The 25949-nt window shown below is 69.3% G+C and carries 24 protein-coding genes and 1 tRNA gene; 10 read left to right on the top strand and 15 right to left on the bottom strand.

The genetic code is table 11. The annotated features are described in order from the left end of the window. Positions 1-167: 167 nt before the first annotated feature. From JCR33_RS21055 to paaN, 9 genes are all read right to left on the bottom strand, one after another. Positions 168-1535: a hypothetical protein gene (locus tag JCR33_RS21055; protein ID WP_198884103.1), complete on the bottom strand. Its 1368-nt coding sequence runs from the start codon at positions 1533-1535 to the stop codon at positions 168-170. Between the two features lie 75 nt (positions 1536-1610). Then, positions 1611-2486 carry an ATP-binding cassette domain-containing protein gene (locus JCR33_RS21060; protein ID WP_198884104.1) on the bottom strand — a complete coding sequence of 292 codons (876 nt, stop codon included), beginning with the start codon at positions 2484-2486 and terminating at the stop codon, positions 1611-1613. An 83-nt stretch (positions 2487-2569) separates the two neighbouring features. Further along, positions 2570-3271 (bottom strand): ABC transporter ATP-binding protein, encoded by a 702-nt coding sequence (locus JCR33_RS21065; protein ID WP_198884105.1) that lies wholly within the window; start codon positions 3269-3271, stop codon positions 2570-2572. Then, positions 3271-4032 (bottom strand): ABC transporter ATP-binding protein, encoded by a 762-nt coding sequence (locus JCR33_RS21070; RefSeq protein WP_198884106.1) that lies wholly within the window; start codon positions 4030-4032, stop codon positions 3271-3273. The genes JCR33_RS21065 and JCR33_RS21070 overlap by 1 nt, the downstream gene beginning before the upstream one ends. Next, positions 4029-4964: a branched-chain amino acid ABC transporter permease gene (locus JCR33_RS21075; protein ID WP_198884107.1), complete on the bottom strand. Its 936-nt coding sequence runs from the start codon at positions 4962-4964 to the stop codon at positions 4029-4031. Before JCR33_RS21075 ends, JCR33_RS21070 begins: the two co-directional genes overlap by 4 nt. A gap of 3 nt (positions 4965-4967) precedes the next feature. Next, positions 4968-5843: a branched-chain amino acid ABC transporter permease gene (locus JCR33_RS21080; RefSeq protein WP_198884108.1), complete on the bottom strand. Its 876-nt coding sequence runs from the start codon at positions 5841-5843 to the stop codon at positions 4968-4970. Beyond that, positions 5843-6763, bottom strand: a complete 921-nt coding sequence (locus tag JCR33_RS21085; RefSeq protein WP_198884109.1) for a ketopantoate reductase family protein — start codon at positions 6761-6763, stop codon at positions 5843-5845. Before JCR33_RS21085 ends, JCR33_RS21080 begins: the two co-directional genes overlap by 1 nt. Before the next feature lie 4 nt (positions 6764-6767). Continuing rightward, positions 6768-7904: an ABC transporter substrate-binding protein gene (locus JCR33_RS21090; protein ID WP_198884110.1), complete on the bottom strand. Its 1137-nt coding sequence runs from the start codon at positions 7902-7904 to the stop codon at positions 6768-6770. 56 nt (positions 7905-7960) lie between these two features. After that, positions 7961-9616 carry a phenylacetic acid degradation protein PaaN gene (gene paaN, locus JCR33_RS21095; protein ID WP_198884111.1) on the bottom strand — a complete coding sequence of 552 codons (1656 nt, stop codon included), beginning with the start codon at positions 9614-9616 and terminating at the stop codon, positions 7961-7963. 230 nt (positions 9617-9846) lie between these two features. Between paaN and JCR33_RS21100 the strand changes: the two genes are divergently transcribed. The 7 genes from JCR33_RS21100 to JCR33_RS21130 all read left to right on the top strand — a co-directional run bounded on the left by JCR33_RS21100 (position 9847) and on the right by JCR33_RS21130 (position 17365). Further along, the gene (locus JCR33_RS21100; protein WP_198884112.1) at positions 9847-10668 is read left to right on the top strand and encodes an enoyl-CoA hydratase-related protein; all 822 of its coding nucleotides are present in this window, start codon (positions 9847-9849) and stop codon (positions 10666-10668) included. After that, positions 10661-11098, top strand: coding sequence for a hydroxyphenylacetyl-CoA thioesterase PaaI (gene paaI, locus JCR33_RS21105; protein WP_198884113.1), 438 nt, complete (start codon positions 10661-10663; stop codon positions 11096-11098). Before JCR33_RS21100 ends, paaI begins: the two co-directional genes overlap by 8 nt. Then, positions 11091-12401, top strand: a complete 1311-nt coding sequence (gene paaK / locus JCR33_RS21110) for a phenylacetate--CoA ligase PaaK (protein ID WP_198884114.1) — start codon at positions 11091-11093, stop codon at positions 12399-12401. Before paaI ends, paaK begins: the two co-directional genes overlap by 8 nt. Before the next feature lie 99 nt (positions 12402-12500). Beyond that, complete coding sequence (locus JCR33_RS21115) at positions 12501-13184, top strand: HAD-IA family hydrolase (RefSeq protein WP_198884115.1); 684 nt, start codon at positions 12501-12503, stop codon at positions 13182-13184. Next, entirely contained in the window at positions 13177-13902 is a 726-nt protein-coding gene (locus JCR33_RS21120; RefSeq protein WP_198884116.1) for an ATP12 family chaperone protein, read from the top strand. Before JCR33_RS21115 ends, JCR33_RS21120 begins: the two co-directional genes overlap by 8 nt. A gap of 95 nt (positions 13903-13997) precedes the next feature. Further along, positions 13998-15530, top strand: a complete 1533-nt coding sequence (locus JCR33_RS21125; RefSeq protein WP_198884117.1) for an acyl-CoA carboxylase subunit beta — start codon at positions 13998-14000, stop codon at positions 15528-15530. Between the two features lie 185 nt (positions 15531-15715). Then, positions 15716-17365 (top strand): GGDEF domain-containing protein, encoded by a 1650-nt coding sequence (locus JCR33_RS21130; protein WP_198884118.1) that lies wholly within the window; start codon positions 15716-15718, stop codon positions 17363-17365. 12 nt (positions 17366-17377) lie between these two features. On the opposite strand, the gene JCR33_RS21135 is transcribed toward JCR33_RS21130, so the two are convergent. Next, the gene (locus tag JCR33_RS21135; protein WP_198884119.1) at positions 17378-18094 is read right to left on the bottom strand and encodes an LrgB family protein; all 717 of its coding nucleotides are present in this window, start codon (positions 18092-18094) and stop codon (positions 17378-17380) included. Then, positions 18094-18429, bottom strand: a complete 336-nt coding sequence (locus tag JCR33_RS21140; RefSeq protein ID WP_198884120.1) for a CidA/LrgA family protein — start codon at positions 18427-18429, stop codon at positions 18094-18096. The genes JCR33_RS21135 and JCR33_RS21140 overlap by 1 nt, the downstream gene beginning before the upstream one ends. 87 nt (positions 18430-18516) lie before the next feature. Between JCR33_RS21140 and JCR33_RS21145 the strand changes: the two genes are divergently transcribed. Together JCR33_RS21145 and JCR33_RS21150 are read left to right on the top strand one after the other, a co-directional pair. Further along, positions 18517-20499: an acetyl-CoA carboxylase biotin carboxylase subunit gene (locus tag JCR33_RS21145; RefSeq protein ID WP_198884121.1), complete on the top strand. Its 1983-nt coding sequence runs from the start codon at positions 18517-18519 to the stop codon at positions 20497-20499. Beyond that, positions 20496-20771, top strand: a complete 276-nt coding sequence (locus JCR33_RS21150; protein ID WP_198884122.1) for an acylphosphatase — start codon at positions 20496-20498, stop codon at positions 20769-20771. The genes JCR33_RS21145 and JCR33_RS21150 overlap by 4 nt, the downstream gene beginning before the upstream one ends. Here JCR33_RS21150 and lipB read toward each other — a convergent pair whose 3' ends face one another. Continuing rightward, on the bottom strand, positions 20772-21458 hold the full coding sequence (gene lipB, locus JCR33_RS21155) for a lipoyl(octanoyl) transferase LipB (protein WP_198884123.1): 687 nt from the start codon (positions 21456-21458) through the stop codon (positions 20772-20774). Positions 21459-21619: 161 nt separating this feature from the next. Here lipB and JCR33_RS21160 point away from each other — a divergent pair. Further along, positions 21620-21704: transfer RNA gene (locus JCR33_RS21160), tRNA-Leu, on the top strand. Positions 21705-21994: 290 nt separating this feature from the next. On the opposite strand, the gene recA is transcribed toward JCR33_RS21160, so the two are convergent. The 3 genes from recA to dksA form a co-directional block, all read right to left on the bottom strand. Further along, on the bottom strand, positions 21995-23092 hold the full coding sequence (gene recA / locus JCR33_RS21165; protein WP_198884124.1) for a recombinase RecA: 1098 nt from the start codon (positions 23090-23092) through the stop codon (positions 21995-21997). Between the two features lie 108 nt (positions 23093-23200). Then, positions 23201-25198 carry an ATP-binding protein gene (locus tag JCR33_RS21170; protein WP_198884125.1) on the bottom strand — a complete coding sequence of 666 codons (1998 nt, stop codon included), beginning with the start codon at positions 25196-25198 and terminating at the stop codon, positions 23201-23203. 72 nt (positions 25199-25270) lie between these two features. Then, positions 25271-25690 (bottom strand): RNA polymerase-binding protein DksA, encoded by a 420-nt coding sequence (dksA, locus tag JCR33_RS21175; RefSeq protein ID WP_211110480.1) that lies wholly within the window; start codon positions 25688-25690, stop codon positions 25271-25273. Between the last annotated feature and the right edge of the window lie 259 nt (positions 25691-25949).

A 25949-nucleotide genomic window follows, 5' to 3' on the forward strand; every position in this document is an offset into this window, starting at 1 on the left:
CCAAAGGTGAAAGAGACGTCACCCGTTGCAGAGGAGCCACAGAATAATTGCCCCTCTCGACCTCAGAATCGTGCCCAATGTAACAATCTCAGGCTCGCCTGATAGTCCAATCGCACCGGCGGGCCTGAAAAAGACCCGCCGACGCCCGCTCGCCAATGGTTAAGATCTCAGACGACCCGGTCGCGCACCGCAGAGCCCACCAGCGCCATGATCCCCCAAATGCCGAAGAGCGAGCCGAAGAGGATCAACGTCCACCGAATCGCCTCCGGATAGAGCGAGGATTGCGGCTCCTCGCCCCGCACGAACACCGCCAGATAGCGCTGCTGCTTGAGGGCCTCCACACGCGCCGCCTCCAGCGCGGCGAGCGTCGAGATGTAGGCCTTCTCGGCGAACTCACGCTCGGCGAGCAGCTCCTCGTAGCGCGACAGGCGCTCGGTGAGGGCGGGCTGCTGCTCCGTCCCCTCCCGCGCCACGGCCACCGAGAGGCGCTCGGTGGCGATCTGCCGGCGCAGCGCGTCGATCTGATTCTGCACGTAGACCACGCGGGGCGCGTTCTCGCTCATCGTGGAGCGCAGCGCCGCGAGCTCCGACTCCTTGCGCGAGACCTCCGCCTCGAGCTCGCCGATCAGCTCCTGCTGCGAGGTCGCCGTGGCGGAGGGGTCGATTTCGCGCTCGTCGCCGCGGTAGGCGGCGACCGCCTTTCGGGCGTTGGCGAAACGCTCCTCGGCGATCTCCACCTCCCGGCGCGCCGACTTCAGGCTGTCCTCGCGCGCCCGCAGCGACAGCTCGTTGACGAGGGCTTCCGACTTCTCGAGCACCTTCCGCGTGATCGCCTCGGCGTCCGACGGGCGGAAGGCGCGCACGATCAGCGTCATGATGCCGGTGTCGGTGTCGAACTCGACGCTCGCCATCATGTTCCAGTAGTCGACCAGGGATTCGATCGGCAGGTTCGGGTCGAGCCGATAGTAGGGGTCGGCCGAGGGGCGGCTGTAGACCTCCAGGAAGTTCGCCTCGGAAATCAGCGTCTGCACCATCTCGCGTGACAGAATGTAGTTCTGCACGATGAAGCTGTCGGAGGCCTCGTTGGTGGCCGCGGAGCCGAGGCCGAGCATGCTGCTGACGTCAATCGAGGTGGACGACGTGGTGCTGCCGCGTACCGCGAACGAGCTCTCGGTCGCGTACTGATCGCTGGCGACGAAGACGTAGAACAGGATGGCGACGATGGTGGGCGCCACGACGCACACCACGAAGCTCGCCTTCAGCAGCCGGCTGAAGCGCGACACCGTCTTCTCCACCTGCGCACGCGGCGGCAGCATGAAGCTCTCCGGCCGCACCGTCGTGACCGGCTGGCCCCGCCCCTGCTGACCGCCGCCGGGCTGGCTGCGCTGCACCGGACGGGGGTTGGTGGCGACCTTCGGCTCGGGCACCGGCGGAGCGGGCTCCGGCCTTTCGACCGGCGCCGCCTCCTTGCCCTTCGCCTCGGCAAGCTCGCGTGCCTCGGCACGCTGTGCGATGGCGCGCTGGCGCCGTTCCATCCGTGATCGGCGGGCCGCCGCCCGGCGGTCTTCCGAATCCGGTACGGGAACGAGACTGTTGTCGGTCATTGCGCGTTAAAAGCCTTGTTCCATCGCATAGTCGTCGCCATCGTCCTCCTCCTTGGGTTTGCTCGCTCGGTGGATACCGGGCGAGACCGGAGTGGGCAGTGCGTCATAGATGGCGGCGGCCTCATCGACATCATCAAATAGGTATAATCTGCCATTGTACAAAATGTATGCCAAATCAGCATTCGTCGGCCGCAGGCGCGACGCCGTCACCGAGGCAATATAATCCCGGTCATAGATTAACTCTTCGAACGCTTCGCCTTCATCGCCGCTGAGATCGAATTGGCTGGCTCGTGGTGGAAGATCCATCAAGAGCAGATCGAAGTTCGCGGCGAAAATAACAATCATCCCGAAGCGGCGTCTCAGGCCGTTCGGCATCGAGCGCACGGGTTCATTGAGCTGACGCTCGCCAAGACCACAGAACCCCCGAAGGGCATTGAGGATTTCCCGCGGCTCCACGCCGAGCACGCGGGCCGTGAAAATGGCGTTGTCGCGAATCGACAGGCGCGGATCGAGGAATGTCGTCAGGTGGACCGGCCACGACAGGCGCGAATTGACGTGCACGCGCCCCCGCGACGGCGGCCGCTCGCGCAACATCAGCTCCAGGAGCACCGACTTGCCCGAGCCTTGATGGCCGAACAGGACGATCTTCCGCCCCTTCGGGAACGCTGCGGACAGATTGTGAAACAGCTCGATGCGCGTCGACTTGAGCTTGATGATGTAGCTCATCCGATCGAAGGCGACGTGGCAATCGCGCAGCGGAACGACGGTCTGCCGCTCGCGCAGCTCCTCGTCGGTGATGATGTAGGGCTGCTCCGCGCCGGTGCCTGCACCACCGCGCGCCCGCGCCACCTCCTCGAACGAGACGACGTTGGTCTCACTCATCATCGCCTCCATCCGGCGGGTGCGGCACCACGGCCGTACCCGGTCGAATTAGCATAAAATGCCGTCGTTTCGATGATAACGTGTCAACCGCCCAAATATGCCCGCTGGATCGCGGGGTCTGTGAGCAGATCCTCCGAGCGGCCTTCGGCCACCACGCGGCCGGTTTCGAGCACGTAGCCCCGGCTCGCGAGCTTCAGCGCCGCGGAGATGTTCTGCTCGACGAGGAGCACCGTCAAACCGGCGCTCCGGTGACGCCCCGCCAGCGCCTCGAAGATCTCGCGCGTGACGATGGGCGCCAACCCCATAGACGGCTCGTCCAGCAAGAGCAAGCGGGGGCGCGACATCAGCGCCCGCGCGATCGCCAGCATTTGCTGTTGTCCACCGGAAAGCGACCCCGCCGCCTGCCGTCGCCGCTGCGCCAGAATCGGGAACAGCGCCTCCATCTCCTCGCGGTCCGCCGACACGTCGCCATGGGCGCGGTAGGCGCCGAGCGCCAGGTTATCCGCCACCGACAGCGGCCCGAACACCTGCCGCCCCTCCGGCACCAGAGCGAGACCGCGGGTCACGCGCTCGTGAGCCGGACGGCGCGTCACGTCCTCGCCGCCCACCGTGATGGTGCCGGCGGCAACGGGATGAATACCCGCTATCGCCTTCATGAGGGTGGTCTTACCCGCCCCGTTGGCGCCCACGATGGCGACGATCTCGCCGGGCTCCACGTACAGCGACAGATCGTGCAGCACCTCGATACGGCCGTAGGCGGCCGTCAGCCCTTCCACCTTCAGCATCAGACCTCGACCCCCAGATAGGCCGCGCGCACGGCCGGGTCGGCGCGGACCGCCTCGGGCGCCCCGTCGGCGATGACGCGGCCCTGGTCGAGCACCACGACGCGGTCGGAAAGGCTCATCACCATCGCCATATCGTGCTCCACGAGGACGATCGCGAGCCCCTCCCCCGCAAGCCGGCGGATGAGGGCGGAGAGCGCCTCGGTCTCCGTCGCGTTGCAGCCGGCGGCGGGCTCGTCGAGAAGCAGGACGCGGGGCTTCGCCACGAGCGCCCGGGCGATCTCGAGGCGCTTCAGCATGCCGTAGGCAAGGCTCGAGGCCGGCCGGTCGGCGACGTCGGCGAGGCCGACGTGCTGGAGCTCCTTGCGTGCCGCCTGGCGCGCCGCCTTCTCCTCCGCGAACACGCCCGGCAGCGGCAAGAGATGACGCCACACATTGTGCCGCTCGCCGAGGTGGTTGCCCACCATCACGTTCTCGAGGGCCGTCATCTGAAAGAAGATCTGCAGGTTCTGGAACGTGCGCGACAGGCCGCGGGCGGCGAGGCGGTGGGGCGGCTCGCCGGTCACGTCCTCGCCGAAGAGGCGCACCCTCCCCCGCCCCGGCCGGTAGACGCCGGAGAGCATGTTGAAAAGCGTCGTCTTGCCGGCGCCGTTGGGGCCGATGATCGCCGTCACCCCGTGCTCTGCCGTGGTGAAGCTGACGTTGTCGACGGCCCGTACGCCGCCGAAGTCGATGCCGACGCCCTCGGCCGCGAGCGCGCTCATGCCCGCCCTCCCCGGCCGACGAGCGCGAGAAGGCTCGGCACGATGCCGGCGCGCAGGACGATCATCACCACCATCATGATGAGGCCGAGAACCATGTGCTCATATTCGGAGAAGGCGGTGAGGAGCTGGGGCAGCGCGGTGAGGATGGTCGCCCCCACGACCGCGCCCAGCACCGAGCCCATGCCGCCGAGCACCACCATGGTGATGAGCTCGATGGAGTTCAGGAAGCCGGCGACGTCGGGAGTGACGAAGCCGTCATAGAGGGCGAGGAGGCCGCCCGCGACGCCGGCGTAGACGGCCGAGATGACGAAGGCGAGTGTCTTGTAGCGGGCGACGTCGATGCCGGCGACCATCGCCGCGACTTCCGAATCGTGCACCGCCCGCAGCGCCCGCCCCGTGGGGCTCGCCTTGATGGAGCAGGCGACCAGCGCCCCGAGGAGCAGCACGCCGGCAGTGATCCAGTACCAGTTGTCGGCGCCCCGCACGCGCCAGCCGAAGAGCGTCAGCCGCTCAACGCGCATGCCGTCCGGGCCGCCGGTGAGCCAGGCCTCGTTGGTGATCACCATGGCGACGAGGATGCCGAGGCCGAGCGTCGCCACCGCCAGCGCGTGGCCGCGCAGGCGCAGCACCGGCCGCCCGACGAGGAGCGCCAAGAGCCCCGCCGCGACGACGCCGACGACCATCGCGAGAAGCGGGTGAAGCCCAGTCTGGGCCGGCAGCACGGCCGTCGCGTAGGCACCGATGCCGAGGAAGCCCGCATGGCCGAGGCTCACCTGGCCGCAGTCGCCGACGAGGATGTTGAGACCGATGGCGGCGAGGCCGTAGATGAACACCAGCGCGGCCACGCGCAGGATGAAGCTCGAATCGACGGCGAAGAACACGCCGACGATCAGAACCAGGAGGACGAGAGGCGTCGCGAAACGGGCCACCACGGGTCAGACGCGCTCCACGCTGCGCCGGCCGAAGAGCCCCGCCGGCATGAAGAAGAGGACGGCGAGGATCACCAGGAAGGCGAACGCGTCCTTGTAGTCGGAGGAGATGAGCCCGGCGCCGAACGCCTCGATGAGGCCGACCGCGAGCCCGCCCACTACGGCGCCGAAGGGGTTGCCCATGCCGCCGAGCATCGCCGCCGCGAAACCCTTGAGGGCGAGCAGCGTGCCGACGTCGTAGCTCGTGAGGGTGATCGGGGTGACGAGGATGCCGGCGAGCGCGCCGATCGCCGCCGACACGCCGAAGGAGAGGCCCACCACGAGCGCCGTGTTGATGCCGACGAGGCGGGCGGCGACGCGGTTCGCCGCCGTCGCGAGCACCGCCTTGCCGAGGAGGGTGCGCTCCAGAAAGAGCCACAGGAGCACCACCACCGCGAAGGAGCCGCCGAGCACCCAGAATGTCTGCGGCAGCACCGCCGCGCCGGCAAGGCGCACCGGCGCGTCGCCGGAGATCGGCGGCAGCGAGTGGAACTGCTTGTCGAACACCGTCTGCGACAGGCCGCGCAAGAAGATCGAGGCGCCGATGGTGATGATGATCAGCGTGACGGGTGAGGCGCCGCGCGCCGGCTCGATGGCGAGCGCCCACAGGAGCAGGCCGACGAGCACGGCGACCGCCACCGCCACGATCGAGGCGATCGGCAGCGGCACGCCGAGCGCCGACAGGAACACCGTCGACATGCCGCCGATCATCACGAACTCGCCCTGGGCGAAGTTGATGACGCCCGAGGCGTTGTAGATCAGCGTGAAGCCCAGCGCGACGAGGGCGTAGACCGCCCCCACCGTCAGTCCGGAGAAGGCGAATTGCAGGAGTTCCGACGTCATCAGGCGGGGATTCCCTCGCGTGAGGGGCGCAGCGCCGACCAGGCGACGCGGTGCACGGGGGTGGGAATGCCCGCTGCCTCGCCAAGCGCCACGATGCGGCCCGACAGGCCCTCGATCTCCAGCCGCTTGCCGCGGGTGAGGTCGTCGAGCATCGAGGAGCGCATCATCGGGTTGGCAGCGGAGATGAAGCTCATGTGTTCGTCGAGGAAGTCGGGCGCGATGCCGCTCTCGTGGTGCCGCGCGACGGCGAGCGATTCCTCGATCGCCGCCACATAGAGCGCCCGACCCGCCGGATCGTCGAGGATCGGGCCGATGGGAAGGCGCGCCAGCGAGGTGACGGCGGAGAAGGCCGACAGGAAGATGAACTTGTCCCAGAGCCTCTTGCGGATGTCGTCGGCGAGGAGGTGGTCGAGCCCGGCCGCCGCCATCGCCGAGGCGAAGTCGCGCAGCGCCGGCCGGTCCGATCCGTCGAACGCGCCGAACACCAGGCGGGCGAACGCGGTGGAGTGGCGCACGACGCCCGGCTCCTTGACGTCGGCGCCGATATAGGCGGCGCCCCCCGCCGCCCGGTCCGCGCCGTAGGCCTCGGTGATCGCGGCTTCGGCGTCGATGCCGTTCTGCAGCGACAGCACCGTCGTCGCAGGTCCCACGAGGGGGCGGATCGCCGCGAGGGCGGCCGCCGTGTCGTAGAGCTTCACGAGGACGAGCACGATGTCGGCCGTGCCCGCCGCGGCCGGGTCCTCGGTGGCCGCGACCGGCACGGTCGCGTCACCGAGAGGGCTCTCGATCCGGAGCCCGTCCCGTTGGATCGCCGCGAGGTGGGCGCCGCGCGCGATCAGCGTGACGTCGGTCCCGGCGGCCGCGAGACGCCCGCCGAAATAGCCGCCGACGGCGCCCGCCCCCATCACGACGATCCGCATCGGTCTACTCGACCAGCGTCCACTCGCCGTCGCGGATCTCGAGCATCCGGAAGGCGGTGAGGTCGAGGCCCATGTGGTCGTCCGGGCTCATGTTGACGACGCCGGCGGTGCCCATGAAGCCCGAGGTCTCCTCGATGGCGTCGCGGATCGCCACCGGATCGTCGGAACCGGCCCGCTCGATGGCGCCGACGAGGATCATCAGCCCGTCATAGGCGTGACCGCCGAAGGTGGAGACGTCCTCGCCGGTGGCGTCCTCGTAGGTCGACTTGTAGCTCACCACCACGTCGCGCTGCGGATCGTCCGCGGGCAGGATGTCGGCGACGAGGAGGGCGGAGGCCGGCAGCCGCACGCCCTCGGCGGCGTCGCCGGCAAGGTCGATGAACGACTTCGAAGCCACGCCGTGGCTCTGGTAGAACGGCAGCTCGATGCCGAGCTGCTTGACGTTGCGCGTGACGATCGCCGGGCCCTGGCCGAAGCCGGGGTTCACGATCACCTCGAGCCCGTCGGTGTTCTTGATGTTGGTGAGCTGCGGCGTCATGTCCGAATCCTTCGGCCCGTAGCTCTCGTCGGCGACGATCTCGATGCCGTAGTTCCCCGCGACGTCGAGGCACTGCTCGCGCATCGACTTGCCGAACCCGCCGGTGCCGGAGATCAGCCCGACCTTCGACATGCCGCGCTGCTGGATGTCCTCGAAGATCTTCTCGCACGCCATCCGGTCGGTGTGCGGGGTCTTGAAGAGGTAGGGCTGGACCGGATCGATGATCACCACGGCGCCGGCGAGCGAGATGAAGGGGATCTCGTAGTCGTCGAAGATCGGCGCCATCGCCATGGTGGTGCCGGTGGTGGAGCCGCCCACCATGGCGACGATCTCGTCGTCCTCGACGAGGCGGGTCGCGAAGGTGCGCGCGTCGTTGGCGTTGCCGGCGCTGTCGTAGACGATCAGCTCCAGCGGGCGCCCGAGCACGCCGCCGGCCTCGTTGATCTTGTCCACGTAGATTTCGAGCGTCTTCTTCTCGGGCTCGCCGAGGAAGGAGGCCGGCCCGGTCGCGGACAGCACGGCGCCGATCTTGATCGGATCCTGCGCGGCGGCGGGCATCGTCAGGCCGATCGCCGCGACCGCCGTCAAGAGTAGGTGTTTCATCAGTTTCCTCCCGGGGTGGGGGCGACCGTCTTCCGCGGCTCGCCCTCGGGTGAGTGTTATGCGGGGACCGGCCGCCTGACGGTTGCCACCGAGAAGCGGTTGGTCACGAAAGCGAGATCGGTCAGCGTGGCGGTGCCGGCCGGGTTGAGCCCGGTCACGTGGTAGTCGGAGAAGGCGGCCGACTGGTTCACCAGGATCGGGCCGGTGAGGTTCACCGAAAGCGGCGCGCCGACCGCGGCGAAGGCGTCTTCCGCCGCCTCGATCACCGCCTCGTCGGTGGCGTAGAGGGCGGCGGTGATCGCACCCTTCTCGGCGACGGACTTCGCCGCGAGGGCGACCCCGTCCGCCGCATCCTTCACCGTCACCAGGAAGGCGACGGGGCCGAAGCACTCCTCGCGCCAGGCCTCGTCCGCGGCGTCGACGGCGACGATCGCGGGCGTCGCGGTGCGCGCCTCGCCCGCCCCCTCGACCGGGGCCGACGGCCGGACGAGGCGCCCCTTGCCGCTCGCCTCGGCGACGCGCTTCAGCGTGGCCGGGTTCTGCACGGCGCCGAGCACCGCCATCGCCCGCGCGGTGTCGCCGAGAAGCTTGTCGAGCGCCTTGGCGATCCCCTCGCCGACCTCGTCGACACTCTTGTGACCCTCGTCGGTGTCGATGCCGCCGGCCGGCACGAACAGGCTCTGCGGCGCGGTGCACATCTGACCCGAATAGAGCGACAGGCTCATGGCGAGATTGCCGCACATTCCCTTGAACGAGTCGGTGCCGGTGATCACCACCGGGTTCACCCCCGCCTCCTCGGTGAAGACCGGACGGCCGCGCGCGTGCGCCCTAACCGTCGCGCCGAAGGTGGCGGAGCCGGTGAAGTCGATCATGTCGACGTCGTCGCTGGCGATATAGTCCATCGTCACCGGATGGTCCGGATCGTCGGCGGCGAGCAGCACCACGTTCGGGTCGAAGCCCGCCTCGGCGAGCACCTCGCGGATCGTCTTCACGGTGATCGCGAGCGGCAGGATCGCCATCGGATGCGGCTTGACGATGGAGGCGTTGCCCGTCGCGAGGTTGGCGAAGAGGGCCGAATAGGAGTTCCACGTCGGAAAGGTGGAGCAGCCGATCACGAGGCCGACGCCGCGCGGGGCGATGCGGAACGTCTTCTCGAGCACCAGCGGCGGGTTCTTGCCCTGCGGCTTCTCCCAGCGCGCCGACGCGGGAACGGCGGTCATCGCCTCGTAGGCGTAGGCGACGGCCTCGAGGCCGCGGTCCTGCGCGTGGGCGCCGCCCGCCTGGAAGGCCATGATGAAGGACTGGCCGGTGGTGTGCATCACCGCGTTGGCCATCAGGAAGCTCTGCCGATTGAGCCGGTGGAGCGCCTCGAGGCAGACGCCGACGCGCTCCTCCACCGACGCCTTCGCCCACGACGTCGCGGCCGCGTTGGCCGCCTCGATCAGCGTCCCGGGAGCGGCCGTCGGATAGGTGATCGCGAGAGGCAGGCCATAGGGGCTCGCCTCGGCACCCGTCGTCCCCTCGCTCGGCTGGTCGAGCGGGAAGGTGGTGCCGAGCAGCGCCTTGAAAGCGGCCTCCCCCTCGTCCTTCGCGCTCTCGCCGTAGATCTTGCCGGAGGGCATCTCCGGATAGGCCGACCAGTAGCCGCGAGCGTGGATTTCGGAAACCGCACGCTCCAGCGTCTCGCGGTGCGACTCGAACAGCGCGCTCAACACATCCTCCCAGCCCCCGTGGTCGATGGGACCGTTGGGGCGTTCGTGCCGTTTCGTGTTATCGCCCTCCGGAAATCTCGCTGTCTCGGAGCGCGTTGACAACCGCTTTGAGGCCTCAATAAGTTACGGAAATTCGATCTCGTCAAGCCTTCCTGTCACACGTTGGAAGCGACGAGCGTTCAAAAACAACCACAACGCGGCGGCGGAATGCCGGGCCAAAGGGGAGGCTGATGGATACCGTCTTGACGGAACGGCGTGGCGCCGTTCTGCTCGTCCGACTGAATCGTCCGGACAAATTGAATTCCTTCAACGAGGCGATGCACGCCGATCTCGCGGCGGCGCTCGGCACCGTCGAGGACGATCCCACGATCCGTGCCGTCGTCCTCACCGGCACCGGCCGCGCCTTCTCGTCCGGTCAAGACCTCTCCGATCGCGTGCGCGCCGAAGGCGACCCGCCGCCCGATCTCGGCGATACTCTGGGGCGTCTCTATAACCCCCTGGTGCGCCGGCTGCGGTCGCTGCCCGCCCCCACCATCGCCGCCATCAACGGCGTCGCGGCCGGGGCCGGGCTCAACATCGCGCTCGCCTGCGACATCGCGGTCGCCGGTCGGTCGGCGGTGTTCCTGGAGCCCTTCGCCAATCTCGGACTCGTGCCGGACGCGGGCGGCACCTTCACCCTCCCCCGCGCCATCGGCGCGATGCGCGCCCGCGCCATGGCGATGCTCGCCGAGAAGGTCGACGCCGAGACCGCCGAGCGCTGGGGCATGGTCTACCGCCTGTTCGACGACGACACCCTCGTCGACGATGCGGTCGCCCTCGCCGAGCGCCTCGCGAGGCTGCCCACCGACGGGCTGGTCGCCACCCGCCGCGCCTTCGAGGCCGGCGCCACCAACACGCTCGACGCCCAGCTCGACGTGGAGCGCGACGCCCAGCGTGCCGCCGGCCTCCATCCGGACTACGCCGAGGGGGTCGCGGCCTTCGTCGGCAAGCGCCGCCCCGCCTTCATCGGCCGAGGCCCGGCTTCATCTTCCGAGGGTAAGAGCGATGAGTGAGATCGCCCGCCGCGCCGCCGACGTGATGTGGGCCGACGACCGCGCCTCCCAGGGGCTCGGCATGCGCATCGTGGAGGTCGGCGACGGCACCGCCACCCTCGCGATGGCGGTGCGCGAGGACATGACCAACGGCCACGGCATGGCCCACGGCGGCTTCATCTTCACCCTCGCCGATTCGGCCTTCGCCTTCGCCTGCAACTCCTCCGGCCAGCGCGCCGTCGCGAGCCAGTGCCAGGTCGCCTATCTGCGCCCCGCCATGCTGGGCGACACGCTCACCGCCCGCGCCGTGGAGCGCTTCAAGGAAGGGCGGCAGGGCATCACCGACGTCACCATCACGGACAGCTCCGGCGCCGTCGTCGCCGAGTTCCGCGGCTTCTCGCGCACCATCCCCGGCTCGCTGTTCGACACCAAGGACGAGACGAATGCTTGACCTTGCCCCCGATCGCGCCTCCCTGGACCCGATCGAGATCGCGAGCCGCGACGAGATCGCCGCCCTCCAGCTCGAGCGGATGAAGTGGAGCCTCGCGCACGCCTACAACAACGTGCCCTTCTATAAGAGCGCGTTCGAGGCGGCGGGCGTCCACCCCGACGATCTGACCTCGCTCGACGACCTCAAGCGGTTCCCCTTCACCCGCAAGTCGGACCTGCGCGACCATTACCCGTTCGGCCTGTTCGCCGTGCCGCGCGAAAAGGTCGCCCGCATCCACGGCTCCTCCGGCACCACCGGGCGGCCGACGGTGGTGGGCTATACCAAGCGCGACATCGAGACCTGGGCGTCGGTGATGGCCCGCTCCATCCGCGCCTCGGGCGGGCGGCCGGGCGACATGGTGCACGTCGCCTACGGCTACGGCCTCTTCACCGGCGGGCTCGGCGCGCACTACGGCGCGGAGGCCCTCGGCTGCACCGTGGTGCCGATGTCCGGCGGCATGACCGAGCGCCAGATCCAGCTCATCGGCGACTTCAAGCCCGACGTCATCATGGTGACGCCCTCCTATATGCTCGCGATCCTCGACCACTTCCGCGCCGAGGGGCTCGATCCGCGCGAGACCTCGCTGAAGGTGGGCATCTTCGGCGCCGAGCCGTGGACCAACGCGATGCGCGCCGAGATCGAGGAGGCGTTCGACATGCACGCCGTCGACATCTACGGCCTGTCGGAGGTGATGGGCCCGGGCGTCGCCAACGAGTGCGTCGAGACCAAGGACGGGCTGCACATCTGGGAGGACCACTTCTACCCGGAGGTGATCGACCCGGCGAGCGGCGCGCCGGTCGCCGACGGCGAGCTCGGTGAGCTCGTATTCACGAGCCTCACCAAGGAGGCGCTGCCGGTGATCCGCTACCGCACCGGCGACCTCACCCGCCTCAGCCCGGGCACCGCGCGCTCGATGCGTCGGATGGAGAAGATCACCGGCCGCGCCGACGACATGCTCATCATCCGCGGCGTCAACGTGTTCCCGACCCAGATCGAGGAGCAGATCCTGAAGCTCGAGGCTCTCGCGCCGCACTATCTCATCGAGGTGCATCGCGAGGGGCGGCTCGATACGCTCACCGTCCACGTCGAATGCCGCGGCGCGGAGGCGAGCGGACCGATCCGCGATGCCGCCGGGCGGGCGCTCGACGTCGCGGTGAAGAACACGGTGGGCATCTCGATCCGCACCCGCGTCGTCGACCCCGGCGCCATCGAGCGCTCGATGGGCAAGGCGAAGCGCGTGGTGGACCACCGGCCGAAGGACTGACGCGGCCGCCGGCAACTTGACGGACCCCGCCCCCCGGCGCACTTCTCCTCATGAGCCGCGGCCATCGTCGGCCGCGGCACGGAACCCGTGAAGTCCGCAATGTCCCCACGCCTTGTCCTGTTCGACTGCGACGGCACCCTCGTCGACAGCGCCGCCGTGATCATTGGCGCGATGCGCGCCGCCTTCGAGCGCCACGACCTCGCCCCGCCGACCACGGCGGAGATCCGCGGCATCATCGGCCTGTCGCTGCCGATCGCCATATCGAACCTCTGCGCCAAGCATCCCGACGCGCCGGTGGAGGCGATCACCGCCGCCTACCGGATCGCCTACCGCGACACGACGGCGCGGGAGGCGGCGCAGGAGCCGCTGTTTCCCGGCACCGTCGACGCGCTCGCGAAGATCAACGACGACGACACCCTTCTCGGCGTCGTCACCGGCAAGTCGCGGGCGGGCCTGTCGCGCGTGCTCGCCGCCCACGGCCTCGCCGACCAGTTCGTCGTGAGCTTCACCGCCGACGACGCGGCCTCCAAGCCCTCCCCGGAGATGGTGGAGAAGGCGATCGCCGAGACCGGGGCCGACGTCGCCCGGACCGCCGTCATCGGCGACACCACCTTCGACATCGAGATGGCGGTCAACGCCGGCGTCCATCCGATCGGCGTCGCCTGGGGCTACCACGCGCCGGACCGGCTGACGGCGGCCGGCGCGAAGGCCATCGCCGGCACCATGGCCGACCTGCCCGGCCTCGTCGCGAACCTCATGGGCGAGACCATCGGCCATGGCTGAGGCGCCGCGCCCGCCGGAGCCCGCCGAGCCGATCCGCCGCTTCTATCGCGAGGCGAGCGTCGCCGATCACGCGGCCGGCGCCCGCATCCTCCTCGACGGGCGGCCGGTGCGCACCCCGGCGAAGGCGCATCTTGCCGCTCCCCGCCCCGTCGCCGAGCGCATCGCCGCGGAGTGGAACGCGCAGGGCGAGCACATTCTCCCCCTCACCATGCCGATGACGCGCCTCGTCAACACCGCGATCGACGGGGTCGGCGGCGCGGTGGAGGCGGTGCGCGAGGACATCGCCAAGATGGCCGGCAGCGACCTCGTGATGTACCGCGCCGACTGGCCGGCGGGCCTCGTCGCCGCGCAGAAGCAGCGCTGGGACCCGGTGGTCGCGAACGCCGAGGCGTTGTTCGGCGTCCGCATCGTCCTCGTCGAAGGGGTGATGCCGGTGAGCCAGGACGAGCGCCTCACCCTCGCCGTGCTCGACGCCCTGCCGCGCGATCCGCTCCCGCTCGCCGCCCTCCACCAGCTCACCACGCTGACCGGCAGCGCGCTCATCGCCCTCGCCGTCGCCCGCGGCACCCTCGGCTTCGACGAGGGGTGGATCGCCGCCCACGTCGACGAGGACTGGAACATCGCCGAGTGGGGCGAAGACGCCGAGGCCGCCCGCCGCCGCGCCCAGCGCCGCCGCGATGCGCAAGAGGCTGCCTTCGTGCTCGCCCCATCCGCTTGAGAGCGGCCGGGTCGCCCGATCGCCAAGGGTGAATTCGCGCGCAAAGGCCGATAATCTCACCCCTCAGACCCGTTCACCAATCAAGGCCACCTTGCATGAAAGACGTCCTCATCGAGCTTGAGCGCCGCCGCGACGAGGCCCGCGCCGGCGGCGGAGAGCGCCGCATCGCCGCCCAGCACGAGCGCGGCAAGCTCACCGCGCGCGAGCGGCTCGAGGTGCTCCTCGACGAGGGCTCGTTCGAGGAGTTCGACATGTTCGTCGAGCACCGCTGCACCGATTTCGGCATGGCCGAGACCAAATATCCGGGCGACGGCGTGGTGACGGGCTGGGGCACCATCAACGGCCGCACGGTGTTCGTGTTCGCCAAGGACTTCACCGTGTTCGGCGGCTCGCTGTCGTGGACCCATGCCGAGAAGATCATGAAGGTCCAGGACATGGCGCTGCGCAACAAGGCGCCGATCATCGGCCTCTTCGACGCCGGCGGCGCGCGCATCCAGGAGGGCGTCGCCGCGCTCGGCGGCTACGGCGAGGTGTTCCAGCGCAACGTGCTCGCCTCGGGCGTCATCCCGCAGATCTCCGTCATCATGGGTCCGTGCGCCGGCGGCGACGTCTACTCGCCGGCGATGACCGACTTCATCTTCATGGTGCGCGGCTCGAGCTACATGTTCGTGACCGGCCCCGACGTGGTGAAGACCGTGACCAACGAGACGGTGACGGCCGAAGAGCTCGGCGGCGCCGACGTCCACACCACCCGCTCCTCCGTCGCCGACGGCGCCTACGACGACGACATCTCGGCGCTGATCGACGTACGCCGGCTCGTCGACCTATTGCCCGCCTCCAACATCACGCCCGCCCCGGTGCTCGACACCACCGATCCCTACGACCGGATCGAGATGTCGCTCGACACGCTGATTCCGGATTCGGCGACGGCGCCCTACGACATGAAGGAGCTCCTCGAAAAGGTCGCCGACGAGGGCGAGCTCTTCGAGATCCAGGCCGCCTACGCCAAGAACATCATCACCGCCTTCGGCCGCATCGAGGGCAAGACCGTGGGCTTCGTCGCCAACCAGCCGATGGTGCTCGCGGGCGTGCTCGACGCCGACGCCTCGCGCAAGGCGGCCCGCTTCGTGCGCTTCTGCGACGCCTTCTCGATCCCCATCGTGACCTTCGTCGACGTGCCGGGCTTCCTGCCGGGGACCGCCCAGGAATATGGCGGTCTCATCAAGCACGGCGCCAAGCTCCTCTTCGCCTACGCCGAGGCGACGGTGCCCAAGGTCACCCTCATCACCCGCAAGGCCTATGGCGGCGCCTACGACGTGATGGCGTCGAAGCACCTGCGCGGCGACATGAACTACGCCTGGCCCACGGCCGAGATCGCGGTGATGGGTCCGAAGGGCGCCGCCGAGATCCTCTATCGCGCCGACCGAGACGATCCGCAGCGCCTCGCCGAGCGCATCCACGAGTACGAGACGCGCTTCGCGAACCCGTTCGTCGCCGCCGAGCGCGGCTTCATCGACGAGGTGATCCTGCCTCATTCCACGCGCCGCCGCGTCGCCCGCGCCCTGCGCCTGCTGCAGGACAAGGACCTCGACAACCCGTGGCGAAAACACAACACGATCCCGCTTTGATCCCCGTTTCGGAGACACAAACGATCCATTAATGTCTAGATCGCTTACTCTGGAGAAATAATGTAACGGCAACGACACAATCTCGTCGTAATTTTGCCGCATCCGCGAACAGCGCGTTCCCCCGCCTTCGGCGTCGAGGCGCCGGGGGTGCGGATGCAACTGGGGTGGGGTCGATGGATCGGTTCATGAGCCGCGAAGAGCTCAAAGCGCTGATGGCGACCGACTCGCGCATAGCAAGCTTCCTCGCCAACCTGCCCGATGCCCTCGTCTGGATCTTCGACGGCGAGGGTCAGCCGCTTCTCGTCGAGCATCTGCTTGCGGCGAGCTTCGCAAACAGCTGCAACCTCGACGACCACAACCTCGGCTGCATCAACGAGCGGATCCGCACCCTGCCGCGCACCGATCAGCTCATCCGCGTCCAGATGAGCAGCGGCATGCGCGAGTTTCGCGCCTGCAGCATGAAGCTCGACGGCGCGCGGATCGTCGTCGCGCTGCGCAACGTCACCGTCGAGCAAAAGCTCGAACGGGAGCTGAAGAAGACGAGCGCCGCGCTGCGCGCCCTCAATTTCGGCCTCGACCATTCGAGCGAGGAGGCGCTGCATCTCGCGCTCGCCGATCCGCTCACGGGGCTGCCCAATCGGCGCGCCTTCGACGTGGAGCTCGCCCGCTCCTGCGAGGCCGGCAAGTTCGCCCTCTGCCTGCTCGACATGGACCGCTTCAAGGCGGTCAACGACGCGCTCGGCCATACCGTGGGCGATCGCCTGCTGATGGAGGTGGGCGAGCGTCTGCGCCAGCAGGCGCGCGGCAAGGACTTCGTCGGCCGCCTCGCCGGCGACGAGTTCGCGATCGTCTTCCACAACATTTCCTCGGTGTCGGCGGCCGAGGAGGCGGCCGGCCGGATCCTCGCCGCGTTCGGCGGTCGCATCGACCTCGGCGACGTCGACATCCAGGCGAGCCTGACCGCGGGGGTCGCCGTCGCCCGCCGGGGGGACGATCCCGCCGCCCTCTACCGCCGCGCCGACATGGCGCTCCACACCGCCAAGGCGAAGCGCCGCGGGGCACTCGTCGTCGACGCCGGCGACCCCTCCCATCTCGGCGAACACGACGACCTCGTCATCGCCAAGGCGCTGATGGGCGACGCCCCGGTCCCCGTGACTCTCGTCCCGATCCGCGACGCCGGGCACGTCGTCGTCGGCCACGAAGCGATGGTGGGCGGCCTTGCCGACCGCGCCGCCACCCAGCGCGTCTTCGCGACCGCGGCGAAATTCGGCCTCGTCGACGACCTCTTCGCGCGCACGCTGCGGGCGGTGCTGGAGGCGGCGACGCGCCGACCCGGCCACGCCCCGGTGCACCTCCTGGTGCCTGCCGCGGTGCGCGCCACCTCCTCCCTCGCCGATCAGATCCTCGGGGCGATGCGAGAGGCGGGGCTCGTTCCGCGCGAGCTCGTCGTCGATCTCTCCCTCGGGGCGTTCGAGAGGGAGGGCACGGCGGCGTGCGCGGCGCGCTTGCGCAGGGCCGGCCTCGCCCTCGCCCTGTCGGACTGGGACATGAGCCTTGCGAGCCTGGAGCAAGCCGCGAGCGGCGACTTCGCCATGGTGAAGTTCGAGATGCGCCGCGCCTCGCCGCTGCTCTTCGCGCCGCAGATCACCCCGGTGTGGCGGGCGGCGTTCGCGAGCCTCGCCTCGCTCGGCGTCGTCGCCTGCGCCACCGGCGTGTCCACCAAGGCCCTCGCCAAGGAGGTGATCGGCCTCGGCGCGACGGCGATCGTCACCCCGCCACTCGCGAAGGAGCGGGACGGCCGCTTCACCTTCGCAAGCTTCAGCTCCGCGGCCTGAGCCCCTCCGGCCTCAGAAGAAGAGCAGGAGAAGCGGTGCGATCAGCGCCGTCAGCGCCCCGTTGAGCGCCATGCCGATGCCGGCGAACGCGCCCGCGAGGGGATCCACCTGAAATGCCCGCGCCGTGCCGATGCCGTGCGCGACGACGCCCGCCGCGAAGCCTCGCGCCGCCATGTCGCGGATGCGCAACGCGTTCATCAGCGGCGTCACCACGATGGCGCCGATCACCCCGGTCGCGATCACGAGCACCGCGGTCAGCGCAGGAATGCCGCCGAGCGCGCTGGAGATGCCCATCGCGATGGCCGTCGTCACCGACTTCGGCGCCAGCGACATCAGCACCTCGCGCGGCAGCCCGAACGCCCAGCCGATGAGCAGCGCCGAGACCGTCGCCGTGACCGATCCCACCACCAGCGCCGTGACGATGGGCAGCGCCGCCGCGCGCACCTTCTGAAAGTTTTCCACAAAGGGAACGGCGAGCGCCACCGTGGCCGGCCCGAGGAGGAAGTGGACGAACTGAGCGCCCTCGAAATAGGTCGGAAACGGCGTGCCGGTCACCGTGAGAATGGCGATGACGATGATCGCCGCGCCGACGACGGGATTGAGGAGAGGATGGCGCCGCGCCGCGATCGCGATACGGTCGGCGAGCGCGTAGGCCGCCACGGTGACGGTGAGCCAAGTGAGCGGGCGCTCGGCGAGATAGACCCACAGGAGCGCGACATCGTCCCCCATCAGCGCCGCCCCACGGCGCGAAACACCAGCGCCGCCGCGGTGAGGGCGAGGATCGCCGACACGATGAGGGTGACGATCAAAGGCAGGCCGTAGCGCACGAAGACGTCGCGATGCTCGATCACCCCGACCGCGGCCGGCACGAACAGCAGCGAGAGGTTGCGCAGGATGCCGTGGGCCGTGCCGGAGAGCACCGTGTCGACGCGGCCACGCCACAGCAAGGCGAGCGCCAGGGCGCCGGCGCCGAGCACCGGGCCCGGCACCGGCAGCCCCAGAAAGCGCACCACCACTTCGCCGCCGAGCTGAAAGCCGAGCAGCACCACCAGAGCGTTGATCATCCGCATTTCCTCCCGATCTCTTAGCGTTGGACACCGTCCCGTGCGCCTCGCTAAAACTCATGTCGCAGGGGCGTTGAAGGGTAAACGATGTTCAAGAAGATCCTGGTGGCAAACCGCGGCGAGATCGCCTGCCGCGTGATGAAGACCTGCAAGCGGCTCGGCATCGCCACCGTCGCGGTCTACTCCGATGCCGACCGGCACGCCCTGCACGTCGAGATGGCGGACGAGGCGGTTCGCATCGGCCCGCCCGCCGCGGCGGAGTCATATCTCCTGATCGACAAGATCGTGGAGGCCTGCAAGGCGACGGGCGCCGACGCCGTGCATCCGGGCTACGGCTTCCTGTCGGAGCGCGCCGCCTTCCCCGAGGCGCTCCAGGCGGCCGGCATCACCTTCATCGGCCCGAACCCCGGCGCCATCGAGGCGATGGGCGACAAGATCGAATCGAAGCGCCGCGCCGAGGCCGCCGGCGTCTCCACCGTGCCGGGCGGCGCCGGCGAGCTCGCGAGCGCCGAGGAGGCCCTCGCGATCGCCGAGGAGATCGGCTACCCGGTGATGATCAAGGCCTCGGCCGGCGGCGGCGGCAAGGGCATGCGCATCGCCCATTCCGCCGACGAGGTGAAGGAGGGCTTCGACCGCGCCCGGTCGGAGGCCGCCTCCTCCTTCGGCGACAGCCGCGTGTTCGTCGAAAAGTTCATCGTCGATCCGCGCCACATCGAGATCCAGGTGCTCGGCGACAAGCACGGCAACGTCATCCACCTTCTGGAGCGCGAGTGCTCCATCCAGCGGCGCAACCAGAAGGTCATCGAGGAGGCCCCCTCGCCGCTCCTCGACGAGAAAGTGCGGGCCGAGATGGGGGCGCAAGCCGTCGCCCTCGCCAAGGCCGTGCACTACGATTCGGCCGGCACGGTGGAGTTCGTCGCCGATCAGCACGCGAACTTCTACTTCCTCGAAATGAATACCCGCCTCCAGGTGGAGCATCCGGTGACCGAGCTCGTGACCGGCGTCGACCTCGTGGAGGAGATGATCCGCTCGGCCGCCGGCGAGCCGCTGCGGCTCACACAGGAGGAGATCCGCCCCAACGGCTGGGCCATCGAGAGCCGGCTCTATGCGGAGGACCCGGACCGCAACTTCCTGCCCTCGATCGGCCGGCTGCGCCGGCTCCAGATGCCGGCCGAGCATCGCGGCGAGACCACCGTGCGCGTCGACACCGGCGTGGTCGAAGGCTCCGACATCTCGCGCTTCTACGACCCGATGATCGCCAAGATCATCACCCACGGCTCCGATCGTCTCGCCGCCATCGACGAGATGGCCGACGCGCTCGACCGCGTGTCGATCGAGGGGATCCGCCACAACGGCACCTTCCTGGGCGCGCTGATGGCGCATCCGCGCTGGCGCGAGGGGGCGCTCTCCACCGGCTTCATCGCCGAGGAGTTCTCCGGCACCGCCGTCCTTCCGCTCGACGACGACACGCGGCTGCGCATGGCCGCCGTCGCCTTCGCCGAAGAGGCCCGCGAGGCCGCGCGGCGGGAGGATTTCGGCCCCCACCCCGCCCCCAACCCGGCCCACCTCTCCGCCCTCTTCGACGATGGCAGCCGGGTCGACGGCCACGTGGAGCACGCCGGCGCCGGCTGGCGCGTGACGCTCGACGGGCGCGCGATCGTGGTGATCCGCGACGATGCGGCGAACCCGCGGGTGTGGGTCGGCAGCCTGGACGGGGCGCCGCTCGCGATGGGCTGCGAGCACATGGTGCAGTCGACCGCCTTCTCGTTCCGCGGGCGTCGCGCGAGCGTGCGCGTCCGCCGCCCCCGCATCGCCGACCTCACCGCGCTGATGCCGGAGGTGTCGGCGGCGGACGGCGGCAAGAAGGTGCTCTGCCCGATGCCCGGCCTCGTCGTCTCCTTGAGCGTGAAGGCCGGCGACAAGGTGGACGACGGGCAGCCGCTCGCCGTCATCGAGGCGATGAAGATGGAAAACGTGATCCGCGCCGAGCGCTCCGGCGTGGTGAAGACGGTGCACGTCGCCGAAGGGGCGAGCCTCGCCGTCGATACGGTGATCCTGGAGTTCGAATGACGGCGACGCGCTTTCTGATCGCGGGGCGGGTGCAGGGGGTCGGCTATCGCGACTTCGTGCGCCGCGAGGCGTCGCGCCTCGGCCTGTGCGGGACGGTGCGCAACCTCGCCGACGGTCGTGTGGAGGCGGTGGTGGTCGGCGGCCGGGCGGCGACCGACGCCCTCCTCGCCGCATGCCGGAAGGGGCCGCCGTTCGCCGAGGTCACCGGCGTCGGCCTGGAGCCGCTCTCGGACGAGCCGCAGATCGATGGCTTCGTGATCCTCAGAAGCTGATCAGGCTTCGGTGAGCGTCAGCGGCGGGGCGGCGGCGACGGTCGCCCCGAAGCGGGCCTCGAACGCGCGGCGTAGCGCGGCGTCCACCTCCTCCATGGTCACGATGCGGCCGAGATCGGCAAGGCTCGTGACGCCGTGCCCGCGCACCCCGCAGGGCACGATGCCGGCAAAATGCTCGAGCTCCGGCTCCACGTTGAGGGCGATGCCGTGGAACGTCACCCAGCGGCGCACCCGCACGCCGATGGCGGCGATCTTGTCCTCACCCGCCCCACTCGGCCGGCGCACCCAGACCCCCACGCGATCCTCCCGCGTCTCCCCGTCCACGTTGAAGGCGGCGAGGGTGTCGATCAGCCAGCTCTCGAGCCCGTGCACGTAGGCGCGCACGTCGCGGCCGCGATGCCGCAGGTCGAGCATCGCGTAGGCCACCCGCTGGCCGGGGCCGTGGTAGGTGTACTGACCGCCCCGGCCGGTCTTGTGGACGGGGAAGCGGTCCGGCGCCATGAGGTCCTCCGCCTTGGCGCTGGTGCCGGCGGTATAGAGCGGGGGATGCTCCACGAGCCACACGAGCTCGCGCGCCTTTCCGGCGGCGATCGCCTCCGCCCGCGCCTCCATGGCGGCGACGGCGGCGGCATAGTCCACCAGCGCGTCGGAAATCGCCCATTCGACGGGGGCGGGATCGGTGGCCATGATGGGTCCTTCCTTCGATCGGGGCGCATGGCGAGCGTGCCGCGACGGGGCTCCCGCGGGAGCGCGCCCCCAACCTTTTGCACATTCATCATCTAAATCGCCGTCGTCGCGCTTGAAAGGTCCAACCGGGGGTGCTACCTCCCCGGCCGTGCCAATGACTTGCGGTCGTGGCGGAATTGGTAGACGCGCAGCGTTGAGGTCGCTGTGGGGCAACCCGTGGAAGTTCGAGTCTTCTCGACCGCACCATCATCAGTCGGACCATCGGGCAAACCGCCACGCCTGAACGGGATCGAGACTGAGCCGGATCTCCAGTCCGCGGCCTTTCCTCCCTTCAATCGATCGCGCGCGCGGTGGCAACGCGTGCCCGCACGCCTCGCCGTGCGCCTGCTCGCGCAGGTGAGCGAGACACTCGCTTCACCCGCAATCGTCATGAAACGCGAGCGTGCCGGCATGGAGAGGCGTCGGCATGAAGCGGGCGCCGGCATGAAAAAAGGGGCGCCTCGCGCCCCTTCATCGCCGTCGGTCGGGGCGGCGGATCACTCCGCCGCGGGCGCCTCGTCGTCCGGATAGTCGGCATCGCCGTCGGGCTCGGCGGCGCCGGTGATGCGGTCGGCGATGAGGCCGGCATTCTGGCGCACCGCCGCCTCGATGGCGTCGGCAATCTCGGGATTGTCGCGCAGGAACTGCTTGGAGTTCTCGCGGCCCTGGCCGAGACGCTGCGAGTCGTAGGAGAACCAGGCGCCGGACTTCTCCACGATGCCCGCCTTCACGCCGAGGTCGAGCAGCTCGCCCAGCTTCGACACACCCTCGCCGTACATGATGTCGAACTCGACCTCGCGGAACGGCGGGGCGAGCTTGTTCTTCACCACCTTCACGCGGGTCTGGTTGCCCACCACCTCGTCGCGGTCCTTGATGGAGCCGATGCGGCGGATGTCGAGACGGACGGAGGAGTAGAATTTCAGCGCGTTGCCGCCCGTGGTGGTCTCGGGCGAGCCGAACATGACGCCGATCTTCATGCGGATCTGGTTGATGAAGATCACCATCGTGTGGCTGCGGGAGATCGACCCGGTCAGCTTGCGCAGCGCCTGGCTCATCAGACGGGCCTGGAGGCCGGGGAGCTGGTCGCCCATCTCACCCTCGAGCTCGGCGCGGGGGGTGAGGGCGGCGACGGAGTCGATCACCAGAACGTCGATCGCGCCGGAGCGCACCAGCGTGTCGGCGATCTCGAGCGCCTGCTCGCCGGCGTCGGGCTGGGAGATCAGGAGATCGTCCACCTGCACGCCGAGCTTGCGCGCATAGATCGGGTCGAGCGCGTGCTCGGCGTCGACGAAGGCGCAGATGCCGCCCTTCTTCTGGGCCTCGGCGATGGTGTGGAGGGCGAGCGTCGTCTTGCCCGACGATTCCGGCCCGTAAATCTCGACGATGCGGCCCTTGGGCAGACCACCGATACCGAGGGCGATGTCGAGCCCCAACGATCCGGTCGACACCGTCTCCACCTCGATGGTGGAGCCGGCGCCGAGCTTCATGATGGAGCCCTTCCCGAAGGAGCGTTCGATCTGGGAGATCGCCGCGGTCAACGCCTTGCTCTTGTCGACCGAGCTACCCTCAACCAGACGTAGGTCCGATTGCGACATGCTGCTTCCCTTACGCTTCATCGCGTTATGCCCATTCCTGATGTCGCCAGTGTCACATATTCCGACGGCGTTCGCAATATGTTCGGCATCTTAAAATTGCGTTAGCGCCTAGGTCCTACCCAGTTCCCGCTTCACCGCCTCGGCCAAGGCCTTGAGAGTGAAGGGCTTCGGCAGGAACTGGGCGTCGCCCAACTCGTCCACGGATGCCCCGTCCGCGTAGCCGGACATGAAGATGACCTTCAGATCGGGGCGCTCCTCGCGCACCATTCTTACCAGAGACGGGCCGTCGAGCTCCGGCATGATCACGTCGGTCAACAACAAATCGACGGTGTCGCCCTCCTCGGCGAAGATCTCGGCGGCCTCCACGCCGGAGGCTGCCGAGAGCACGTGGTAACCCTTGGCGCTGAGCGCGCGGGCGGCGAAGGTGCGGATCGCCTCCTCGTCCTCCACGAGGAGCAGGGTGGCGCTGCCGGTGAGGTCCGCGCTCGGCGTCCCCTGCCCGATCTGGCTCGCCTCGCGCGGCTTGCCCTCCTCGGACGCCGCCCGCACCTCCGGCTCGGTGCGCGGCAGGTAGACGCGGAAGGTGGTCCCCTCCCCCTCCACGCTGGAGACGGCGAGCGTGCCACCCGTCTGCTTGACGATGCCGTAGACGGTGGAGAGGCCGAGACCCGTCCCCTCCCCGGTCGCCTTGGTGGTGAAGAAGGGCTCGAAGATCTTGTCGAGGATCTCCTGCGGCATGCCGGTGCCGACGTCCTCGATCTCGATCAGCACCGCGTCCGATTCCGGCGCCCCCTCCGGCCCCTCCGTCACGGCGCCGTGGACGACGTTGCGGGTGCGGATGGTGAGCTTGCCGCCGCCCGGCATCGCGTCGCGGGCGTTGACGGCGAGGTTGATCACCACCTGCTCGATCTGGCTGAGGTCGGCGAGCACGGGCCACAAATCGCGTCCGTAGGCGATGTCGAGCTGCACCGTCTCGCCGAGCAGGCGGTCGAGCATCATCGAGAGGTCGGCGACGACGTCGTTGAGGTTCAGCACCGTCGGCCGGAGCGTCTGACGGCGTGAGAAGGCGAGGAGCTGCTTGACGAGCCCCGCCGCCCGCTGCGCGTTCTGCTTGATGTTCATGATGTCGCGAAACGCGGGGTCCGACGGGCGGTGGCTCTGCAGCAGCAGGTCGGAGAAGCCGATGATCGCGGTCAGCACGTTGTTGAAGTCGTGGGCGATGCCGCCGGCGAGCTGGCCGATCGCCTGCATCTTCTGGCTCTGGGCGATCTGGGCTTCGAGCTCGGATTGCTCGGTGACGTCGGCGACGGCGACGATGATCGCGCCGTCCACCCCCGGCACGGGCTTCGCCGACAGGCGCACGCAACGGTCCGGCGCCCGCCGCAGATGGGCGTCGACCCGGCTCGGCCGCTCGTCGGTCGCCTGGGCGGCGAGACGGGCGATGGCGGCGGCGTCGATCTGCAGCGCGTCGGCGAGCGTGTCGCCGGCGCCCGCGAGAGCGCGATAGGGCGCGTTGGCGGCACGGATCGCCCCGCGGGGGTCGACGATCACGGCGGCGCTCGGGAAGAGGTCGACGATTGTCGCGTCGAGCGGCGCGGCGCTCGCCTTGGGCGCGGTGGCCGGCTCGAAACGGTGGACGATGTGGTCGCCCTCCACCGTGAGGCGGGCGAGAAGATCGGGTGGGACGTAGCCCTCGGCACGCCCCTGCGCGATGGCGTGGCGGCGCAGCGAATAGAGGGCGAGCGCCGCCGCGTCGCCCTCGGCGAGGGCGTCGGGATGGGCGGGACGGCCGCGCTCGGCCATCATCGCCTCGAAGGCGGCGTTGACGGCGACGAGAGCGCCCTTGGTGGTGGTGACGGCGATAGGGTGGCCGCGGTCGAGGCGGCGCGCGCGGGCGCCGCGCACGAGGTCCAGCGCCCCTGTGCCGGCCGCCACGAAGGCCAGCGCCGCGGCCCCTGCGGTGAGGCCCGCCGGCCCGGAGAAGGCCAGCGATCCGGCGGCGACGGCGACACCCGCGAGCGCGAGGCCGGTCGCCGCGCCCGAGGTTGCGGTCGCATCACGCCCCGCGGGGCGCGTCAGGGTCGTCGGCGCGATGACATCCACCATCCGACATCTATGCCCGATTCGGGGCCGCCCCGTCGCCGGGGCAGCGCACAAAGACGACGCCGTGCGGCGGCGTCAGTCGTCGCGATGCACGCGCTCGCGGCGCTCGTGGCGCTCCTGCGCCTCGATCGAGAGGGTGGCGATGGGCCGCGCATCGAGCCGCTTCAGGCCGATGGGCTCACCCGTCTCCTCGCAGTAGCCATAGCTGCCGTCTTCGATCCGGGCGAGCGCGGCATCGATCTTGGCGATCAACTTGCGCTGCCGGTCCCGGGCCCGCAGCTCAATGGCATGGTCCGCCTCGGATGTCGCGCGGTCGGCCAGGTCGGGATGATTGCGCTCCCGCTCTGCCAACTGTTCCAGCGTGTACTTGGCTTCGCGCAAGATTTCGGAACGCCAGTCTAACAGCTTTTGCCGGAAATACTCACGTTGCCGATCGTTCATGAAAGGCTCGTCCTCGGAGGGACGATAGTTTTCATCAACGCGATCGTCGATCATCGTACTCATCGTGTGCAAGCTCCCCCGCCAGCGATGCCGCTATACACTCTTCAACGGTGAATGCAACAGGATGATTGCAGCAAACCCAATTGCTTACGGGCGTTTTCGCCCAAGAGTGTGGCATCGTCAGCAACACTGCCGCTCGCCGGATCACGCCGCCCAGCCACCAGGCGCTCGCTCCGCCGCTGCTGAGTCTTTGAAATAGAAGGTCTCTTGATTGCGGAGAGGGGACCGGCTGCACACATTTGCGTCATTGCGG

It is taken from the genome of Acuticoccus mangrovi (assembly GCF_016411865.1).
GTDB classification, from domain to species: Bacteria; Pseudomonadota; Alphaproteobacteria; order Rhizobiales; family Amorphaceae; genus Acuticoccus; species Acuticoccus mangrovi.

Bases quoted from the DNA above. Each gene is read 5' to 3' on its own strand.
- JCR33_RS21055 (WP_198884103.1), bottom strand. From the start codon at position 1,535: ATGGAACGGCGCCAGCGCGCCATCGCACAGCGTGCCGAGGCACGCGAG.
- JCR33_RS21060 (WP_198884104.1), bottom strand. From the start codon at position 2,486: ATGAGTGAGACCAACGTCGTCTCGTTCGAGGAGGTGGCGCGGGCGCGC.
- JCR33_RS21065 (WP_198884105.1), bottom strand. From the start codon at position 3,271: ATGCTGAAGGTGGAAGGGCTGACGGCCGCCTACGGCCGTATCGAGGTG.
- JCR33_RS21070 (WP_198884106.1), bottom strand. From the start codon at position 4,032: ATGAGCGCGCTCGCGGCCGAGGGCGTCGGCATCGACTTCGGCGGCGTA.
- JCR33_RS21080 (WP_198884108.1), bottom strand. From the start codon at position 5,843: ATGACGTCGGAACTCCTGCAATTCGCCTTCTCCGGACTGACGGTGGGG.
- JCR33_RS21085 (WP_198884109.1), bottom strand. From the start codon at position 6,763: ATGCGGATCGTCGTGATGGGGGCGGGCGCCGTCGGCGGCTATTTCGGC.
- JCR33_RS21090 (WP_198884110.1), bottom strand. From the start codon at position 7,904: ATGAAACACCTACTCTTGACGGCGGTCGCGGCGATCGGCCTGACGATG.
- JCR33_RS21100 (WP_198884112.1), top strand. From the start codon at position 9,847: ATGGATACCGTCTTGACGGAACGGCGTGGCGCCGTTCTGCTCGTCCGA.
- paaI (WP_198884113.1), top strand. From the start codon at position 10,661: ATGAGTGAGATCGCCCGCCGCGCCGCCGACGTGATGTGGGCCGACGAC.
- paaK (WP_198884114.1), top strand. From the start codon at position 11,091: ATGCTTGACCTTGCCCCCGATCGCGCCTCCCTGGACCCGATCGAGATC.
- JCR33_RS21115 (WP_198884115.1), top strand. From the start codon at position 12,501: ATGTCCCCACGCCTTGTCCTGTTCGACTGCGACGGCACCCTCGTCGAC.
- JCR33_RS21120 (WP_198884116.1), top strand. From the start codon at position 13,177: ATGGCTGAGGCGCCGCGCCCGCCGGAGCCCGCCGAGCCGATCCGCCGC.
- JCR33_RS21125 (WP_198884117.1), top strand. From the start codon at position 13,998: ATGAAAGACGTCCTCATCGAGCTTGAGCGCCGCCGCGACGAGGCCCGC.
- JCR33_RS21130 (WP_198884118.1), top strand. From the start codon at position 15,716: ATGAGCCGCGAAGAGCTCAAAGCGCTGATGGCGACCGACTCGCGCATA.
- JCR33_RS21135 (WP_198884119.1), bottom strand. From the start codon at position 18,094: ATGGGGGACGATGTCGCGCTCCTGTGGGTCTATCTCGCCGAGCGCCCG.
- JCR33_RS21140 (WP_198884120.1), bottom strand. From the start codon at position 18,429: ATGATCAACGCTCTGGTGGTGCTGCTCGGCTTTCAGCTCGGCGGCGAA.
- JCR33_RS21145 (WP_198884121.1), top strand. From the start codon at position 18,517: ATGTTCAAGAAGATCCTGGTGGCAAACCGCGGCGAGATCGCCTGCCGC.
- JCR33_RS21150 (WP_198884122.1), top strand. From the start codon at position 20,496: ATGACGGCGACGCGCTTTCTGATCGCGGGGCGGGTGCAGGGGGTCGGC.
- lipB (WP_198884123.1), bottom strand. From the start codon at position 21,458: ATGGCCACCGATCCCGCCCCCGTCGAATGGGCGATTTCCGACGCGCTG.
- recA (WP_198884124.1), bottom strand. From the start codon at position 23,092: ATGTCGCAATCGGACCTACGTCTGGTTGAGGGTAGCTCGGTCGACAAG.
- JCR33_RS21170 (WP_198884125.1), bottom strand. From the start codon at position 25,198: ATGGTGGATGTCATCGCGCCGACGACCCTGACGCGCCCCGCGGGGCGT.
- dksA (WP_211110480.1), bottom strand. From the start codon at position 25,690: ATGATCGACGATCGCGTTGATGAAAACTATCGTCCCTCCGAGGACGAG.